This is a genomic window from Rhizomonospora bruguierae (genome assembly GCF_018397995.1).
GTDB classification, from domain to species: Bacteria; Actinomycetota; Actinomycetes; order Mycobacteriales; family Micromonosporaceae; genus Rhizomonospora; species Rhizomonospora bruguierae.
In genome coordinates this window covers 144,291-159,047 of record NZ_BBQH01000020.1, presented here as the reverse complement: position 1 = coordinate 159,047, position 14,757 = coordinate 144,291, and the positions used below count along the sequence as shown (strand labels likewise).

General features: G+C 68.8%; 23 protein-coding genes. All 23 read right to left on the bottom strand.

Annotated elements, in window-relative coordinates:
- Positions 1–45: 45 nt before the first annotated feature.
- The 23 genes from KJS59_RS11945 to KJS59_RS11835 all read right to left on the bottom strand — a co-directional run bounded on the left by KJS59_RS11945 (position 46) and on the right by KJS59_RS11835 (position 14,739).
- The gene (locus KJS59_RS11945) at positions 46–300 is read right to left on the bottom strand and encodes a hypothetical protein (protein WP_213452905.1); all 255 of its coding nucleotides are present in this window, start codon (positions 298–300) and stop codon (positions 46–48) included.
- A gap of 11 nt (positions 301–311) precedes the next feature.
- A complete protein-coding gene (locus tag KJS59_RS11940; RefSeq protein WP_213452904.1) occupies positions 312–629 on the bottom strand; it encodes a hypothetical protein in 318 nt (105 codons plus the stop codon).
- Positions 626–1,480 (bottom strand): peptidoglycan recognition protein family protein, encoded by an 855-nt coding sequence (locus KJS59_RS11935; RefSeq protein ID WP_249714059.1) that lies wholly within the window; start codon positions 1,478–1,480, stop codon positions 626–628. Before KJS59_RS11935 ends, KJS59_RS11940 begins: the two co-directional genes overlap by 4 nt.
- Before the next feature lie 94 nt (positions 1,481–1,574).
- The gene (locus KJS59_RS11930) at positions 1,575–2,084 is read right to left on the bottom strand and encodes a hypothetical protein (RefSeq protein ID WP_213452902.1); all 510 of its coding nucleotides are present in this window, start codon (positions 2,082–2,084) and stop codon (positions 1,575–1,577) included.
- Between the two features lie 22 nt (positions 2,085–2,106).
- Positions 2,107–2,709, bottom strand: a complete 603-nt coding sequence (locus KJS59_RS11925; protein WP_213452901.1) for a hypothetical protein — start codon at positions 2,707–2,709, stop codon at positions 2,107–2,109.
- Between the two features lie 83 nt (positions 2,710–2,792).
- Positions 2,793–3,920 carry a DUF5047 domain-containing protein gene (locus tag KJS59_RS11920; protein ID WP_213452900.1) on the bottom strand — a complete coding sequence of 376 codons (1,128 nt, stop codon included), beginning with the start codon at positions 3,918–3,920 and terminating at the stop codon, positions 2,793–2,795.
- Positions 3,917–4,678, bottom strand: coding sequence for a hypothetical protein (locus tag KJS59_RS11915; protein WP_213452899.1), 762 nt, complete (start codon positions 4,676–4,678; stop codon positions 3,917–3,919). Before KJS59_RS11915 ends, KJS59_RS11920 begins: the two co-directional genes overlap by 4 nt.
- A complete protein-coding gene (locus KJS59_RS11910; RefSeq protein ID WP_213452898.1) occupies positions 4,678–7,167 on the bottom strand; it encodes a tape measure protein in 2,490 nt (829 codons plus the stop codon). The genes KJS59_RS11915 and KJS59_RS11910 overlap by 1 nt, the downstream gene beginning before the upstream one ends.
- Before the next feature lie 81 nt (positions 7,168–7,248).
- Entirely contained in the window at positions 7,249–7,737 is a 489-nt protein-coding gene (locus KJS59_RS32195) for an HNH endonuclease (protein ID WP_376771156.1), read from the bottom strand.
- Between the two features lie 540 nt (positions 7,738–8,277).
- Complete coding sequence (locus tag KJS59_RS11900) at positions 8,278–8,631, bottom strand: hypothetical protein (RefSeq protein WP_213452896.1); 354 nt, start codon at positions 8,629–8,631, stop codon at positions 8,278–8,280.
- A 38-nt stretch (positions 8,632–8,669) separates the two neighbouring features.
- Complete coding sequence (locus KJS59_RS11895; RefSeq protein ID WP_213452895.1) at positions 8,670–8,981, bottom strand: hypothetical protein; 312 nt, start codon at positions 8,979–8,981, stop codon at positions 8,670–8,672.
- Entirely contained in the window at positions 8,920–9,294 is a 375-nt protein-coding gene (locus KJS59_RS11890; protein ID WP_213452894.1) for a hypothetical protein, read from the bottom strand. The genes KJS59_RS11895 and KJS59_RS11890 overlap by 62 nt, the downstream gene beginning before the upstream one ends.
- On the bottom strand, positions 9,291–9,599 hold the full coding sequence (locus tag KJS59_RS11885; protein WP_213452893.1) for a hypothetical protein: 309 nt from the start codon (positions 9,597–9,599) through the stop codon (positions 9,291–9,293). Before KJS59_RS11885 ends, KJS59_RS11890 begins: the two co-directional genes overlap by 4 nt.
- Positions 9,600–9,680: 81 nt before the next feature.
- Entirely contained in the window at positions 9,681–10,232 is a 552-nt protein-coding gene (locus KJS59_RS11880) for a hypothetical protein (RefSeq protein WP_213452892.1), read from the bottom strand.
- A gap of 70 nt (positions 10,233–10,302) precedes the next feature.
- Positions 10,303–10,710 (bottom strand): hypothetical protein, encoded by a 408-nt coding sequence (locus tag KJS59_RS11875; protein WP_213452891.1) that lies wholly within the window; start codon positions 10,708–10,710, stop codon positions 10,303–10,305.
- Positions 10,707–10,937, bottom strand: coding sequence for a hypothetical protein (locus KJS59_RS11870; protein WP_213452890.1), 231 nt, complete (start codon positions 10,935–10,937; stop codon positions 10,707–10,709). The genes KJS59_RS11875 and KJS59_RS11870 overlap by 4 nt, the downstream gene beginning before the upstream one ends.
- Positions 10,938–10,955: 18 nt before the next feature.
- Positions 10,956–12,026 carry a DUF4082 domain-containing protein gene (locus KJS59_RS11865; protein WP_213452889.1) on the bottom strand — a complete coding sequence of 357 codons (1,071 nt, stop codon included), beginning with the start codon at positions 12,024–12,026 and terminating at the stop codon, positions 10,956–10,958.
- A 13-nt stretch (positions 12,027–12,039) separates the two neighbouring features.
- Entirely contained in the window at positions 12,040–12,381 is a 342-nt protein-coding gene (locus KJS59_RS11860; protein WP_213452888.1) for a hypothetical protein, read from the bottom strand.
- Positions 12,382–12,390: 9 nt separating this feature from the next.
- A complete protein-coding gene (locus KJS59_RS11855) occupies positions 12,391–12,867 on the bottom strand; it encodes a hypothetical protein (RefSeq protein WP_213452887.1) in 477 nt (158 codons plus the stop codon).
- A gap of 16 nt (positions 12,868–12,883) precedes the next feature.
- A complete protein-coding gene (locus KJS59_RS11850; RefSeq protein WP_213452886.1) occupies positions 12,884–13,159 on the bottom strand; it encodes an SAP domain-containing protein in 276 nt (91 codons plus the stop codon).
- Positions 13,159–13,329 (bottom strand): hypothetical protein, encoded by a 171-nt coding sequence (locus tag KJS59_RS11845; protein WP_213452885.1) that lies wholly within the window; start codon positions 13,327–13,329, stop codon positions 13,159–13,161. Before KJS59_RS11845 ends, KJS59_RS11850 begins: the two co-directional genes overlap by 1 nt.
- A 4-nt stretch (positions 13,330–13,333) precedes the next feature.
- Positions 13,334–14,233, bottom strand: coding sequence for a phage major capsid protein (locus KJS59_RS11840; protein WP_213452884.1), 900 nt, complete (start codon positions 14,231–14,233; stop codon positions 13,334–13,336).
- Positions 14,234–14,253: 20 nt separating this feature from the next.
- Positions 14,254–14,739: a hypothetical protein gene (locus KJS59_RS11835; RefSeq protein WP_213452883.1), complete on the bottom strand. Its 486-nt coding sequence runs from the start codon at positions 14,737–14,739 to the stop codon at positions 14,254–14,256.
- Positions 14,740–14,757 lie beyond the last annotated feature (18 nt).

The following is a 14,757-nucleotide window of genomic DNA, read 5'->3' as shown; positions in this document are numbered from 1 at the left end:
CGTTGCGTTGGACGTGGGTGTCCGCTGCGCCTAGGAACCCGCAGTCTACTGCTCGTCGGGCTGCCCGTACGTCGGCTCCCGGCGGGTGCCGAGCAGGACGCCCAGGACCGGCCAGCGCGACTCCAGCGCGCGGGCCAGCGCGTAGTAGGCGGCTGCGGCCAGGCCGACCGCGCCGGCAGTGAGCGCCGTCGACGTGCCGTCATCGAGCACGACGCCGAGCGTCGACGCCAGCCAGGCCAACGCGGACCCAACCGCGATCGGCGTCCACGTCCTGATGAGCGATACCAGGTGATCAGACATGCTCCCCCTCCTCAAAGCCTCGTGATGATCGACAGGGCCAGCGCCGCCAGCGCCAGCAGCACCGACACAGTTGGCAGCGGCCACAACCGGGCCTCGACCGACCGCATCCGCTCCTCCAGGTCCCGAATCCGGGGGCCCGGCCGCACGTCCTCCACTAGCCGCAACCGCTGCTCGTGGTCAGTCAGGTCACGGCTGGTGGACTCCGCCCGGTCCGCGAGCCGCTCGACGGCGGAGCGCACGGCGACCATTTGGTCGCGCACGGCGACCATTTGGTCGTAGATGTCCCGCGGTGTGATCTGCACCGGCCCGAGCGGGTCGTGCACGGTCACGACGTGACGCCGGCCAGACGCCGGATCAGCTCGTCGACCACCTGGGCGACGGTCGCGGTGACGTCCCCCGGGGCGCCCTTGTCGCCCTTCGGGCCCGGGTCCCCCTTCGGGCCCCTGCTGGCCTGCCGCTGCGCATGCACCCGGAACAGGTGCTCCAACGCCGCCGGGGACAGCGTGTCACCCGACGTGGCCGTGGTGCCGACACTGCGGCGCAGCGCGAGCAGCGCCGCCGCGGTCTTCGGGCCGTAGTCGCTGTCCACGTCACCCGGGTCGTAGCCGGCAGACCTGAGCATCCACTGGAGCCACTCGACGTTCACGCCCTTGTCGCCCTTCTTGCAGAACAAGTCGCTCACCCCTCTGGTAGCGGTCGATGGTTCGGGCAGTGCCTGCCCGTCGACGGGCAGCCCCGCGTGCACCCACCGGTGCAGCGTGTTCCCCGGGCACTCGGTGGAGGCCAGGTCCCGGTGACCGTCGCGGGTGAGGTGCCGGCCGGCCAGCCGGTCCGCCTCGTCGGCCAGCCAGCGGATCGCCTTCTTCGCCGCCTCGGTCACGTCCGCGTCGCGGCCGATGAAGCACACCCCGATGCCGGCGGTGTTGTGGCCGGCGATGTGCGCTCCGAGGTTCGTCCAGCCGCGGCCCTCGAAGATTTCGCCCTTGGTGTTGACCAAGAAGTTGTAGCCGATGTCGGCCCACTTCCTGGTGTCCATGTGGAAGTCCTGGATGACCCGTGGCGTCTGGGTGGCCGGCCCGGCGCTGTAGTGGACATCGACGCGTTGCCGCTTCGGCCAGGGCACCGTTTCGGTGCTGCGTGGCGGGCGGGCGCCCCACTGGGCGCGGGAGATGATGACCATCACGCCGACTCCCCTGGGTCAACGGCGGGCAGGACGGGCAGGACGTTGTGGGTCGGGATGAACTCCCGCAGTGCCAGTGTCATGAGCGCTCCCGCTAGCCGATGACGAGGACGACGAGGTTGGTGTCGGCGAGGGTGGCTGACCACACGCCGGCCGTGACGCACGATCCGCGCAGCTTGAAGGTGTGGTTGCCGGCGGAGGCGAGGGTGCCAGAGAAGGCGCGGGCACAGGTAACGGTGGCGAGGACTGCCGAGTTCAGCCGCACGGGCACCTGAGGGGGCAGGTCGACGCCGGCGACGTTCAGGCGGCCGATGCCGTGCGCCGAGCTGTTGGCCGTGGACCGGTCGAACCTGAAGGTCGCGAGCGCGATGTAGCGGGCGCCGGCGGCCTGCGCGGTGACGGTGACGGACGCGCCGGGCACGTCGGTCAGCGTGGGCGTCAGCGGCAGGTCCGCAGAGGCTGCGCCCTCGTAGTGGCGGACCGCGGCGTCGAGGCGCTGCACCTCGGCCTCGACCGCCAGGGCCAGGGCCTGGCCGAGGATCGGTCCGTCCGGCGGGTCGTTCGTGCCCTGGTAGGGCAACCCGTAGACCGGGGTGGTGGGCATGACAGAACTCCCTCACTGGGTTCTAGAACGGCAACACGACGAGGACGCGGTGATTGAAGAAGGCAGATCCGTTGCTGACCCGGTATTTCGCGGTGAAGGTGTAGTCACCGGCCGGCAGACCACCGATGAAGTCCACAAAGGAACCTTGCTGGACGTTGATCGACGCTGACACGGTGGGGCTGAACGAGGCACCGTCGCCCGCGCCGCGGGCGGATGCGCCCGAGTAGGCGTAGCTCACGTACGCCTCCAACTCGGTGAAACCGCCGCCGTCGCCCCACATCACCATCGCGCCGATCATGACCAGCGCCCGGCCGCTCGGCCCGATCTGCACCGTCATGGTGGGGCCGACTGTCGCCAGGTCCGCGTAGGCGGTGCTGTTCGTGCTCTCACTGTTGTGCACCACCCGCCCCTCGGTGCGGCCGAGCGCCAGCGCACTGGCCGCCGCCGGGGTGCCTGGCACGGTCACCCGGCCGAGGATGAACCAGTTTCGACCGCTGGCCAGCAGTCCCACGACGGCGCCGGGAGTGAGGCTGACCGCCTCGTTGGTGTTGAGGATCGGGACGTCGGTCAGAGTCGCGCCGCGCACCATGATCATGTTGCGAGCCGTGAGCGGATCCCACTCCACGACGACACCCTGCCGGAACCGCACCCCCGGGCCCGGAGCCTGTCCCGGGCCAAGTAGGGCAGCCAGGTCGTCTGCGGTGGGCATTAGAGCATTCCGATCAGGATGCGGGCCTGCTCGCGGGTCTTCGCGGTCACCGGCTCCTCCACAGTCAGCGGGATGGTCAGCGACTCGAGCACGTGCGTTTCCGGGGCGCGCCGGCTGGAGTAGGTGATCCGGACCGGATCGCCGGGCTCCAGCGCCGGGTTCGGGACCGCGGCGAAATCAACGGTGTAGGGCAGGCCGAGCTGTTGACGCAGCATCGACACGGCGGCGGACCGAGCCTGCGCCACCGTGGTGATGAACGGTGAGCTGTAGTAGCGAGGCACCTTGCCGAACCGGCCATACCACCACGTCGGCGACCGAGAATCGTCGTCCACGGCCACAGCCCGCGGTGGGGTCTCGGTGTCGGCCGCCTCCCCGTAGGCCGCGACCCCGTTGTAGACGCTGTCACGGCTCAGCTCCCGCGCCATGGCAACCAGCACCCCGCCCTCGCCGGCGTTGACCTCCCACACCGGGGCGGCCGGGTCCGGTGGGGTGCGGATCACCAACACACCCCGGTGGTCCCAGTGACCGGTCTTGCCCACTGAGTCCCACAGCTCCTTGAGGACGTCGTACCGCTCCTCCTCGGCGATCACGGACCGCCCGATCTGCCGATCCCGGGCCGCAGGGTCGTCCCACTCGATCGTCGCTTCCGGGCACACCTCCCGCACGAGAGCCTCGGTCACAGCCCCGAAGGTGTCGGTAGCGGCGAACTGGATCGGGGCCAGCAGCCGCGCGTCGACGATGCCGGCCATGCGGTCTCGGGCTGAGAGGCGGATCGGCCCGTCCGGCGCATTCTCCTGCTCTGCCGCCTGGATCCGGTGGTACCCGAGGCTGACCCACTCGGTGGTTCCGTTGCCGAAACTGATCCCGCGGGCGATGTGGAGCTCGTTGCCGTACGGGGCGAGCAGCCCATCAGCCCGCTCTGGCCACATCGCCCGCCCATCGGTGGTCAGATCCAGGGTGGAGCGGATCGCGGCGGCACCGTCCATCTGCACGTCGCCGGCGACGATGGGGATCTCCACGCCCACCGGGCCGACCCCGGTCTGCCACGTCGCGCAGATCTTGGCCCTGAACACCGCGGTGTGTGAACCGCGGACCGTGCGCAGGAAACGGTCGCTGACCGGCCTCACGGGACGATCACCTCAGACGGGTCACCGATGAGGGTCATGAGGTCCACCCACGTCGGGTGCGCGGCGAGCACATCCGCCCACGTCGCATACCTAGCCAACACGGTCTGCCATGTGACCGTCGCCCCCACCACGTCCGGCCCGGGCGCCGCCACCTCCGTCAGCGGCAGAGCCACCTCCGACACCGCATCGAAGGCGTGAATCTGTTGGCTGGTGTCGCCAACTGACACATAGCCGGCCGGCACCCGGCTCCCCGCAGGGACCTGCACGAGCAGCGTGTCGCCTGTGGCGAGCAGCAGTTCGAGGTTCCACCGCTGCTCATCAGTCAGGGTGACCACGCTCATGGTCCACTGTCGGCTGCCGCGCACATCCGACACGGCAACCGGAAGGGAGCGGCCCTTCACGTCGTGGATGCCCCTGCGTGCCGGGCGGGCAATGTCAGACACGTCGGAGACGGTCACCGTCCGGTTCAGGAACGGGCGGGCGATGGACTTCAGCCACACCTCGCCGATGACCGGCGTGATCTGCGCGGACTGTGAGTTGTTACCGCGCACCCGATACCAGTTGGCCACCCCGGGAGCGAACTCGTAGTCATCTGCGGCGACGCTGCCGGAGGTGACGGCAACGGCGGCGCCGCCGCGCACCGCCGTCCACCGGATCTGATCCGTCGACCGCTCCACCACCGCGGTGTCACCGGTCACGCCGCCAGCGGACAGGCGCACCCGGGCCAGCCGCGGGTCATAGGTGAGAGTGACAGCCATCAGCGCGCTCCCGCCAGTGCCCCGCGGGCGGCGGCCCGCCGCTTGATCTGCCGGTTGTTCTCCCGCAGGTTGATGCGCACCACCTCGCGGATGCCCTCACCCAGGTCGAGCGTCAGCTCCAGCACGTCCGGGCCGCCGCCACGACCGCCGAGCATCCGCTCCAGCTTGTCCAGCGGCGCGATCGCCTCGGCCTTGCCCGCCTCGGCCACCCGCACGATTCGGCCTCCTGGCGTCGCCGGCACGATGCCACCCTCGGCCAGCTTCGGGATCTGCGCGGTCCGCAGCGTGAAGCCCCCGATCTTGCCGATGCCAGGGATGTGCGTATCAATGGATGGGATCTTCAGCGACAGCCCGTTCCACTTGCTGATCAGCCAGTTCAGCGCCGACCGGAAAGCATTCTTGATGCCGTCCCACATGCCCGACGCCGCCTTGCTGATCTTGCCCGGCAGGCCCTTGACGAAATCGACCAGCGACGTGAACTTATTGACCATCCAGTCCTTCGCCGAGCCAAGCCAGCCCTTGACCTTGTCGAAGATCAGCTTCCAGCCCTCAAGCGACTGCTTGATCTTGCCCCACAGCCAGGCCGCGAAATCCGCGATCTTCTGGAAGGCAGGCTTGATCGCCTTCTCCCACAGCCACTTCGCCGCCGCGCCAACGGCCCGGAAAGCAGCGTCAACGATCTTGCGGAACGTGTCCGATTTCTTGTAGGCCAGAATCACCGCGCCGACCAGCGCCGCGATCGCGAGCACAATCAGCCCGATCGGATTCGCATTGAGGGCGACATTCAGCACCCATTGCACGGCCGCCCACGCCTTCGTAGCTGCCGAAATGGCGAGCTGAACGGCCTTGTAGGCGACCAGCTTCGCCGCCTGCGCCACCCAATTCCCCGCAGCGACCGCCGCATTCAAGGCACGCTGCCCCACCGCCGCCGCCTTCGACGCCGCGCCGAGCGCCACCGTCTTCACCTTCAGCGCGGCCAGATAACCGGCGATCTGCGTGTATTTCGCCGCGTTCACCGCCGTCGTCCATGCCTTCTGGCTGGCCGTGGCCACCTTCGTGGCCGTCGAAAGCGCCTTCGTCCGGGCGGTGTTGATCGCCGTCCAGGTCGCCTTCGTCTTCTCCACCGCCGCCGCGCCGATGGACGCGAGGCGGTACGCAGTGTAGGCCCCCACTAGCACGGTCACCGTGCCCTCGTGGTCGGACATCCACCCAGCCAGGCCCTGGATCGCCGGCACCAACACGGAGTTCAGCACACTCGCCAGCGCGTCGACTGTGGTCAACAGCAGCCGCCACGTGCTCACGCCGATCTTGGCCGACGCCTCGCCCAGCGACTTGCCGATGCCCCCGACCGCCGGGGCGAGACCAGTCGCCGCCGTCTTCAACTTCTCAAAAATGCCCTGAATGCGGTCCCAGCTGCTGTCGAAAGCGTCGCGGACCTTCGACCCGATGGCGACCACGCCATCCAATTCGGATCCGAAATCACGTGCCTCATCCCGGCCCAGCGTGAAGCCGGCGATGAAGTCCATGACGTTCTGCTTGGTGGCAACCACGAAATCCTTGACCCGGGAGCCGACCTTCACCAGGCCGTCAAGGTCACCGGCCATCGCGCTAGCCTCATCCCGCGCGAGCGTGAACCCAGAAATGAACTGCTGTATCGGCCCCTCGCTGCCGAGGAAGAAGCCGCCCAGAGCCTCACCGAGCGGCTTGATCGCGTCGGTCGCCCAGTCCGCGAACCTGGTCACCGACCCGAACACCAGCTTCGCGATCGGGAAGACGCCAATCATCAGGGCAGCACCGAAGCGGCCAGCCGCCGCCATCATGTTATCGAAGGCGCCTTGCGTCGTGCTTCCGGAGGCCAACGCGGCACCCGCGAAGTCGCCGTTCATCGCGTCGGAGAAGTCCTTGAAGGACACCTTCCCCTTCGACACCATCTTGGCGATTTCCGCAGCATTTTTATTGTATTTCTTGCCAAGAATGTCATAAATGGGGATCTGCCGCTCCAACATCATATTCACGATGTTGCCGTCGATCTTGCCCTTGGCCGCGGCCTTGGACCAGATCATGCCCATGTCCTTGAGGTCGACGCCGGCAATGCTCGCCGAGTCAGCGACCCTCTTCAGCGTGGATTCCAGCTGCGTGCCAGGCTTGATGCCGGAGGCGACCAGGGTGGCCGCGAGACCAGCAGCATCGCCGAGCCCGAAAGCTGTTCCGCGCACCGATGCCAGGGCGTTGTCCATGATGGTCTTCACGGACTTCGCGTCATGGCCGAGACCTTGGAGCTTGGACTGGGCGTTCTCGATCTGGGTGAGCCGGCCCCAGCCCTTCCACAGGCTGGTGGCCAGCGCCCCGCCGGCGGCGGCGCCGACGGCGAGGACGCCACGCTTGAGGACCTTGCCGAGCGCGCCAGAAATCTTGCCGCCCGCGGACTTGCCGGCCTTCTCGGACGGGCCGCCCAACTGCTCGTTGAGCTTGCCCTGGACGCCCCTCATGCTAGGAATAATTTGCAACGTAGCGTAACCGACAGAGGAAATTTGAGTCACCACCTCTCGGTGTACGCAATTGCGCTTACGTCATATCCGGTTCGACTTCCGGATATTGCATATGAGATGAGCAAGCGCCAGATTCTCCGGCTCATCTGTTCCACCCCGGGACCGGGGTATGCGATGGTCAACCGACGGGCACATGAGGCTGTCCGTACGCCGGAGCTCCATGTCTATAGCGGCTCCGCAGATGGAACAGTCGGTGCCATCTCTCGTGGCCAGCTCCGAAATGGAGGGAATCCCGTACGCCTTACGGTTCCACGGCCTGCACTTATCGCACAGCCCGATCGAAGCCTTTCGCCGCCGGCCTTCCCCCACGACCAGCTGAATCGGGACCGAGCACTGGCCGCATACCGCAAGGCTTGGCACTTCGCCGTCATGCCTGATGAAAAGCTGTTCGCAGCGGGAAGAGCAGAAGCGGCGGCTCTTGATGGCCTTCGCTGTCTCCCCGCAGACGACGCAGGGCTGGTTCTCATGCCATGTTCGTTCGGCATGACTCGTGTCACCATGACGGCGCATGCGCGTGTAGTGCTTGAGGCAGAGCTTCTGCGCCTTCGCCGACGTTTCGCACCCTTCCACCGAGCAGGTTGCGCGTTCGCGCTTCTTCGGCGGCGTTTGGGATGGCGGCCTAGGCGTTGCCTGCCCCCACTTGTAGAGGAACGGCTTAGGCTCTTCGCCCGTCCGCTTCCATTGGGCGTAGTGGCTGGCACACCAAGTGCGCTTCCGCATCGGCTGGTCGCAGCCGTCGACCGAGCACGGCCCGACGTTCGGCTGCCGCTGAAGCGGCGCAAGTGGATCGCCGAGGGTCCTCGCGCGCTGGGCGTGCGCCCCGCACCAGCCCTTCGAGTGCGCCGGCTTTCCGCATCCCTCGATGCTGCATCGTGGGGCGGCGGCGGCGCGGTGCTCGCGATAGTGCGGCAGGCACATGCCCTTGCCGGCCTTCGGACTCCGGGGGCTGTCGCATCCGTCAACGACGCAGGTACGATCTGCCATGTCGACCTCTCACCAGGTTGGCCATGCCCCGGGGGTGTTACCAGCACCCGCCGGGGTCCCTTCATTCTATGTGATCTCGCCTGCTTCGATCTGCCGCTGCCGCTCGCGGGCACGGCGCTTGGCCTGGGCGCGCGCCTTCTGCCGCTCCGGATCAGCCTCCGGGTCGTGCTTCGGGAGTTGGTCGCGCAGCGGGTGGTCCTTGCCGGACCACGACTCGATCAGCTGCATCAGCAGCACCTCGGTACGCGACGGCGGAGGTGCGCCGCCGTTCTCGACCGCGGCGACCGCCGACTCATGCGCGGGGACATCGCGCAGCCGCACGTAGATCTGCCGCAACGTCAGCCGGCGGCGGCCATGCTCGTCGAACCGCCACCGATCACACAGGTCGATCTGGTGGTGCCGGGACAGGTCGGCCTCCACCGCGCCCTCATGCTCACGCAGAAGGCGCAGGAGGCTTCTCAGTTTCCCGCGTCGTCCAGGCCGGCGGCCTCGGCGAACTTCTCGAACAGGCCGGTGGTCTTGCGGTTCGGCCAGCTGTCGATGCCGAGCCGGTCGTAGCGTTTCGCCCCGATGAGCGCGCGGATCGCGGTGAACGCCTTGCCGTCCTCGAAGGCGCGCATCGCGCCGGTCGGCCAGTCCTCCGGGTCGGTGGGGACGACGAACTCGTGGCCCTCCCATTCGATGGTGACCGTGGTTTCGCCTTCGGCTTCACGCTGGGCGGCGGTCTTCTTCTTCGGCAGGTGGTCCTGCGGGACCTTCCTCGTGGTCATGGTGTGCGGTCTCCTTGCTGGTGATCAGCCCGTCTCGGGCGATGAGCGCCGGCAGCACGGTGGCGAAGATGGCGCCGGCGATGTCCTGGCCGTGGAAGCCCGCGGCAACCATCTCGGTGTGGAAGCGGTCCAGGGCCTGCGCGGTGGTCCGTGGCTCCGGCTCGTCCGGCTCGTCGGCGGGCAGGTTGCGCATCTTCATGGCGACCGCCGCCAGCTGGGTGCGCTTGTCGCGGGGGTAGTCGCCGCGCTCATCGACCAGGCCCAGCTCTGCGGCCACGGCCCGGATCTCGTCCTCGGTGGGCAGGGTGGTCACGGCGTGACCCGCTCGTACGTCGCCTCGAAGATGTCCGGCTTGCACGGGTAGTGCTCGCCCTGGACGCCCCGGATGATCCAGTCGCCGACGATGGCCCGCATCGTGCCTTCGAGCGTGTCGACGGCGATGTGCTCGGGGATCGGATCGCAGCCGTCGCCATCCTCGCCGGGCTCGACGCCGGCGACGAACTCGTGCCAGCGCGCCGAGCCGGTGCCGGTCGCCAGCACCCAGCCGATGACCTCGCTCGTGTTGTCGCCGGTCCACTGCACGGCTGCAATTTCCACGGGCTTCTTGCGGAACTTCATGTGCGGTTCCCTCCAGGTGTGCGGTTCGATGGACCGGGCCGGGGCGAACCGCACAGAACTCCCCGGCCCGGCGTCTACGGCTCAGTCCTCGGGCTCGTCGTCCTCGTCCTCGAACGTGAGGGTGTCCTGCGGCACGAACAGCACCCCGTTGCCGTCCGGGAAGATCGTCGACACGAGGCTGACCTTCGCCAGGTCGGTCTCGGTCTCGGTGATGTCCCCGTCGACCGACACCAGCGCGTAGTTCTTCGTGATGCGCCGCTTCTTCCGCCCGAACTTCCGCAGCTCGAAACCGAGCTTGACGGGCTCCGGCTTCGGGACGACGATCTTCGTGGAGTCCGAGCCCGGCCAGATCAGCTTCCGGGTGGTCGGGTTGTCCTCCAGCACGGAAAATTTCCGGGTCAGCTTGAACTTCGACTTCGTCGAGGCGACCAGGCCGCCGCCCCACGCGAAGTGGTCGGCGTCCTCGCCCCACTCCGGCGTCTCACCGAAGCCGTCGCCGCCGTCGAGCAGGCCCACGAGGGCCCACGCGGCGGGGAACGGGCTGTCGATGTCGGCGGGGTCCTGCGCGTCGAGAGGGCCGACGTACACGTCCGCGTCGGCCCAGATTGCAGCGTTGCTCGGGTCGCCGGCCATGGCGATCCCTCCCTCTCCGGGTAGTGGTGATTGGTGTGCGCGGTTCGCCCACCCGCGAGAGGGGTGGTGGTCAGAGCGGCTGCGCGAGCAGGTTCACGGCGGCCGTGAACGACGCCAGGCAGCCCTTCGTCGCCGGATCCAGCGCCGGCAGAATGCCGGACACCCCGTCGGCGGGCACGCTGGCCACCTGGTCGTCGCCCGGGTGAATCAGCACCAGCCCCAGGCACAGGCCAGCCAGCGCCTTGCCGCGACTCTTGTGGCCCGACCAGGTCGTGATCCGCACCGTCTTCCGGTGGAGGATCCGCTGATACACGGGACCGCCGTCATCAGCGACCTGCACGAAATCCGGCGACGCGGTCGTCCAGCCGCGTGGCAGCTCCGTGCCCACCTCGCGGTCATCGCCTCGCGCCAGCAGTTGAGCGGTCAGGTAGTCGACGATCGCCCGCTCAGCGTCCGGCGGCACCAGCAGCGGCTTCACTTCTTCTGCCTGACTTCGAGCCCCACTGCGGCGGCGGCACGGGTCAGCGCACCATCCCGGGCCTGCCGGTCAGCCTTCACCTTCACCAGCGCGGCAGCCCGGTCGGTGGTGTACGACTCCATCTCCCCACCAGACGCTGCCGCGACCTGCTTCGCCACCGCGTTCACTGCGCCAGCGAAGCCGGAAGACCTGAGCAGCTCGGCGATGCCACCGTGGTCGAGTGTCACCTTCGGTCCTGCCATGGCTCACCCCTCCGCCGCGTTCGCCCGGAACTGGCTACCGAACGCCGTCCCGGTCAAGGCGTTGCGCCAGAAGAACGGCCGGCCCACCACGTCGCACAGCAGCCCGCGGATCTCAACCTGGTCGGTGTGCAGCACCGCCGGCGCGTCCGCCGGCGGCAGCACCAGGTAGTCCGTCACAATCGGGTCGCGGCCGTAGGTGGCCGGCTCCAGACCGGCCGCCGAGCTCGTGGCGCCGTCCGCGACGATGCAACGCCCAATCGGGATGCGCTCCACGGTGGACGGCAGCGGATCGCCGTAGGGGTCCACGCCTGACGGCGCGGAGCGCACGATCGTCACCGTCTCCCCGCGGCCGTCCTGACCGTCGCCCGGCGCCCAACCCGTCGCCCGCACCGACAGCACGACCCCAAGGTCCGCAGCCCCCGAAGCGGGAGCCACGACCGGCGCACGCCCGACCGCAGCGACAGCCAGAGCGAGCGCCGCGCCGGCAGTCCCGGCGGACCGGCGGCCACCGACAGCGGCCACCTCCAGGTCAAGGCCCAGTGCGGCGGACCCCTGCGCGGGCTCCGGGGCGCCGCCGCCAACCTCGACGTCGATGCCGTACCACGCCCCGCCGCCGTTGCCGGCGGCGAACCCGACACCCTCCAAATAGCGGCCGTTAGCCAGCGGATCACCCGGCGGCTCAGTCGCGTGCCGGATCGCCGTGAGGTCACCATTGGTGACCGCGGCGGCGGTGAAACGCCCCGGCTCGGCGGCGTACGGGCCGTTGGAGCGGTACTGGGCGCAGTAGTGCTCACCCACCACCACCGGCACCGGCTCGTCGAACTGGACGAGGTTCCAGGCGCCGGACGTGAGCGGCGCGGCAGCCGCCTTGCTGGCCAGCAGCGTGCCGCTGATGTCCGAGGTCACCTGCCACCCAGAGACGGTCACCGAGGTGGGTGGTATGTCCGGCCCCCACACCCACACGCCAACCCACGACGTGTCAACCGCGGACCGCCACACCATCCCCAGCTCGATCGTGGTGCCGTCATCAAAGGTGGCGGACGGCCCCGGCGCACCGCCGAAAATCGTGGCCACGGCGAGCCCCCCGTCAGGCCGGCGAGGTGCCGGTGATCGTCAGGCTGGTGGCCTCGTAGCTGCCCGCGGCATTGAAAGCTTGGTCGCCGGCGAGGGGCACGAAGCCGAGGAACGTTCCGGACGTCTGCGCGGAGAACAGCAGCACGTGCGTTGCGGCGGCCTCCGGGTCGCCGGTGAACTGGAACGGCGTCCCCGACGCGGTCAGCACCGCCCCGGACGCCGGATTCCAGGTCGCCTGGATCCGCTCGTTGCTGGTCTGGTTGCCCGCGCCCGTGCCCGAGCCGACCGCCACCCAGATCGTGGCTGCGCGGCCTTGGTCGAGCAGGGCGTTGAGTCCTGCGGTGTTGAGCCCCACGGCCCCTCCTCACTCGTACAGTGGCTGGTCGCCGGTCAGATCAACACCACACGAGCAGTACACGGCGCCGAAGTTGAGCGAGCACCACGGCACATGCAGCGACCCGCCACCCGGGGCGGTGTCGACCGTGAACGCCCCCGACTTCCCCGCGGACCGGCACAACTCCTGCAACTGCTGGATCTCCGACGGCCACAGGTTGTAGCCCGTCCGCGGCCGGGTGTCGATCGTCGTCGTCGCGGCATATGGGCCGGCCTGCTCCGTCCTGCTGGACACAGCGCCCGAGCCGGCCTCCGACCACCGCGTCACCGCGCCGATGAGGATCAGCCGCGCCTCGGCCAGCTGATCCTCGGTCGGCTCCGGATCCTCGGCGATGAGACATGGGGCGACCCTGGCTGCCTTGGCGTTGGCGCCAGCGACCATCACGTCGACCAGCTCCGCAGACCGCAGGTTCGCGGGCAGGTCGGCCACCTTGATGATCTCAGCCATGAGTCGCCCCACCCCCTCACTCGTTGTCGGCGTCGTCCGCCTCGAGGGCGGCGACCAGGTCGGCCTTCTTCCCCTCGGCGGGGATCCGTTCTTCCTCGTCGCGGCCCTCGTTGCGCCGCTCGATCTCGGCCCGCAGCTCGGCGACCTTCATCCCGGCGTACCCGTCGACCGCCGCGGCTTCGGCGGTCGGCTTCGGCGCCGGCTCCCACCCCTCGGCGAGCAGCCGCTCCGCGGTGACGTCGTCGACGTTCACCACCGAGCCGGACTTGCCGCGCAGGCGTTGCAGCCGCATCAGCTCTCCAATGCCTCGACGCGGGCGGTCAGGTCGGCGACAGCCGCCGCCAGGTCCGCGATGTCGATGGGGTTGCCGTCGGCGTCGAAAAACGCCGTCGGCTCGAAACTCTGACCCGGGGTGGGGGTGGCCTTAGCGACCACCCGCACCTGCTTCGTCGACTGCGCCACCCGGTCAGCCCTCCTCGATGACAGCGAAGCGGTTCGCGAACACGTACCAGCCGTAGACGATCTCCAGCCGGAGCGCGATCTGGTTCTGCCGCTTCAGGTCGCCCTGCCCGTCCGGGTCACCGAAACGGATCAGCTCCACCGGCAGGTTCCGCTGCACACCCCAGCGGATGCCGGAGCGGAAGTCACCGACGACCGCCCGGACCTTCGTGTCGGTGGCCTCCGGGCGCCCCGACACGGTGTCGGACACCGACGCCGGCAGACCGCCGAAGTTGGTGATGTTCACGCCGAAGCCCAACTCCGGAAACTTCTTCCGGCCGTCGCTGTAGCGGGCCGTGGCCAGCTGCCACGCGTACGACGGGTCGAACGCGATGCCGTTCACCGGCTTCTGTGCGCCGATCACCAGACCGACCGCCGTCTCGACATCTACGTCGGGACCGGGGTCGTCGCTGCTGGCCTCCACGCGCATCGTGGTGGCGTTCAGGTAGTTCGTCCACCCCGAGATCGCGGTACCCGCCAGCGGGTTGATCCGGTAGTACAGACCCAGGTCCAGGGCCCGAGCCAGCGCCACCGCGCCGGCCGCCGACAGCTCGCTGAAGATGCCCAGCTGGTAATCCTCGCCAGCCCACTGAACCTCCTCGTTGAACCGCATCGTGACCTGCGCCTTCTTCGGCGTGGCGGTCACGTAGCCGAAGCCGTGCTTGCTCGACGACTTCTCCGCACCCTCAGTGACGAACTCCGCCTTCGGGAAGTCGTTGAAGGTGATGATGTCGGTGTCGCCGAACCGCATCGGCTCACGCCCGGACAGGGCGGCGACGGTGGATCCGGTCTTGGTGTCCTTCACCATGCCGTCGGCGATGCTCCGCGGCATGAGGACCTTGGCGTCGGTGCTACCGAACACGGCCATGGTGGTTGGTTCCCCTCGGATCAGCCGCCCGACCCGAACAGCTCACGCACGAACTCACGCTCGTCGCTCGCGCCGGTCCCGGCAGTCTTGGTTTTGTTGCCCTCACGGGGCACGTAGTTGCCCTTCTTCTTGCCGTCCGCGCCCAGCCGCGCGGCCAGGGCGCGCATCGCGGTTTCGTCGAGGATCGTGTCGAGCAGCGCCGCGTCGTCCTTGCCGAGCTTGTGCTCCAGGGCGACGTCACGTCGCAGGACGGCGGCCTGGGCGTCGGCTGCGGCCTTCTCCGCGGCAGCGAGCTTCTCGGCCGCCTTCTGCTCGGTGGTCTTGTTGGCCTCTTCGATCTCGCCGAGGCGCTTCGCCGCCTCAGCGTTCGCCTTGGCCTCGGTGCGGTACCTCGCGTTCTCCTTGCGGAGCTTCTCGACGTACTCGGCGTCGAAGGTCTTCGGCTCGCCACCCTCCGGGGGCGTCGGCTCGGTGACCTGCGGTTCGGTTTCGGTGCCTTCCGGCATGGCGGCCCTCCTGGGGTC

Excerpts from the sequence above, each read along its gene's own strand:
- KJS59_RS11910 (WP_213452898.1), bottom strand. The coding sequence starts at position 7,167 with ATGAGGGGCGTCCAGGGCAAGCTCAACGAGCAGTTGGGCGGCCCGTCC.
- KJS59_RS11930 (WP_213452902.1), bottom strand. The coding sequence starts at position 2,084 with ATGCCCACCACCCCGGTCTACGGGTTGCCCTACCAGGGCACGAACGAC.
- KJS59_RS11885 (WP_213452893.1), bottom strand. The coding sequence starts at position 9,599 with ATGAAGTTCCGCAAGAAGCCCGTGGAAATTGCAGCCGTGCAGTGGACC.
- KJS59_RS11880 (WP_213452892.1), bottom strand. The coding sequence starts at position 10,232 with ATGGCCGGCGACCCGAGCAACGCTGCAATCTGGGCCGACGCGGACGTG.
- KJS59_RS11835 (WP_213452883.1), bottom strand. The coding sequence starts at position 14,739 with ATGCCGGAAGGCACCGAAACCGAACCGCAGGTCACCGAGCCGACGCCC.
- KJS59_RS11855 (WP_213452887.1), bottom strand. The coding sequence starts at position 12,867 with ATGGCTGAGATCATCAAGGTGGCCGACCTGCCCGCGAACCTGCGGTCT.
- KJS59_RS11840 (WP_213452884.1), bottom strand. The coding sequence starts at position 14,233 with ATGGCCGTGTTCGGTAGCACCGACGCCAAGGTCCTCATGCCGCGGAGC.
- KJS59_RS11915 (WP_213452899.1), bottom strand. The coding sequence starts at position 4,678 with ATGGCTGTCACTCTCACCTATGACCCGCGGCTGGCCCGGGTGCGCCTG.
- KJS59_RS11935 (WP_249714059.1), bottom strand. The coding sequence starts at position 1,480 with ATGGTCATCATCTCCCGCGCCCAGTGGGGCGCCCGCCCGCCACGCAGC.
- KJS59_RS11850 (WP_213452886.1), bottom strand. The coding sequence starts at position 13,159 with ATGCGGCTGCAACGCCTGCGCGGCAAGTCCGGCTCGGTGGTGAACGTC.
- KJS59_RS11895 (WP_213452895.1), bottom strand. The coding sequence starts at position 8,981 with ATGACCACGAGGAAGGTCCCGCAGGACCACCTGCCGAAGAAGAAGACC.
- KJS59_RS32195 (WP_376771156.1), bottom strand. The coding sequence starts at position 7,737 with ATGCGCCGTCATGGTGACACGAGTCATGCCGAACGAACATGGCATGAG.
- KJS59_RS11945 (WP_213452905.1), bottom strand. The coding sequence starts at position 300 with ATGTCTGATCACCTGGTATCGCTCATCAGGACGTGGACGCCGATCGCG.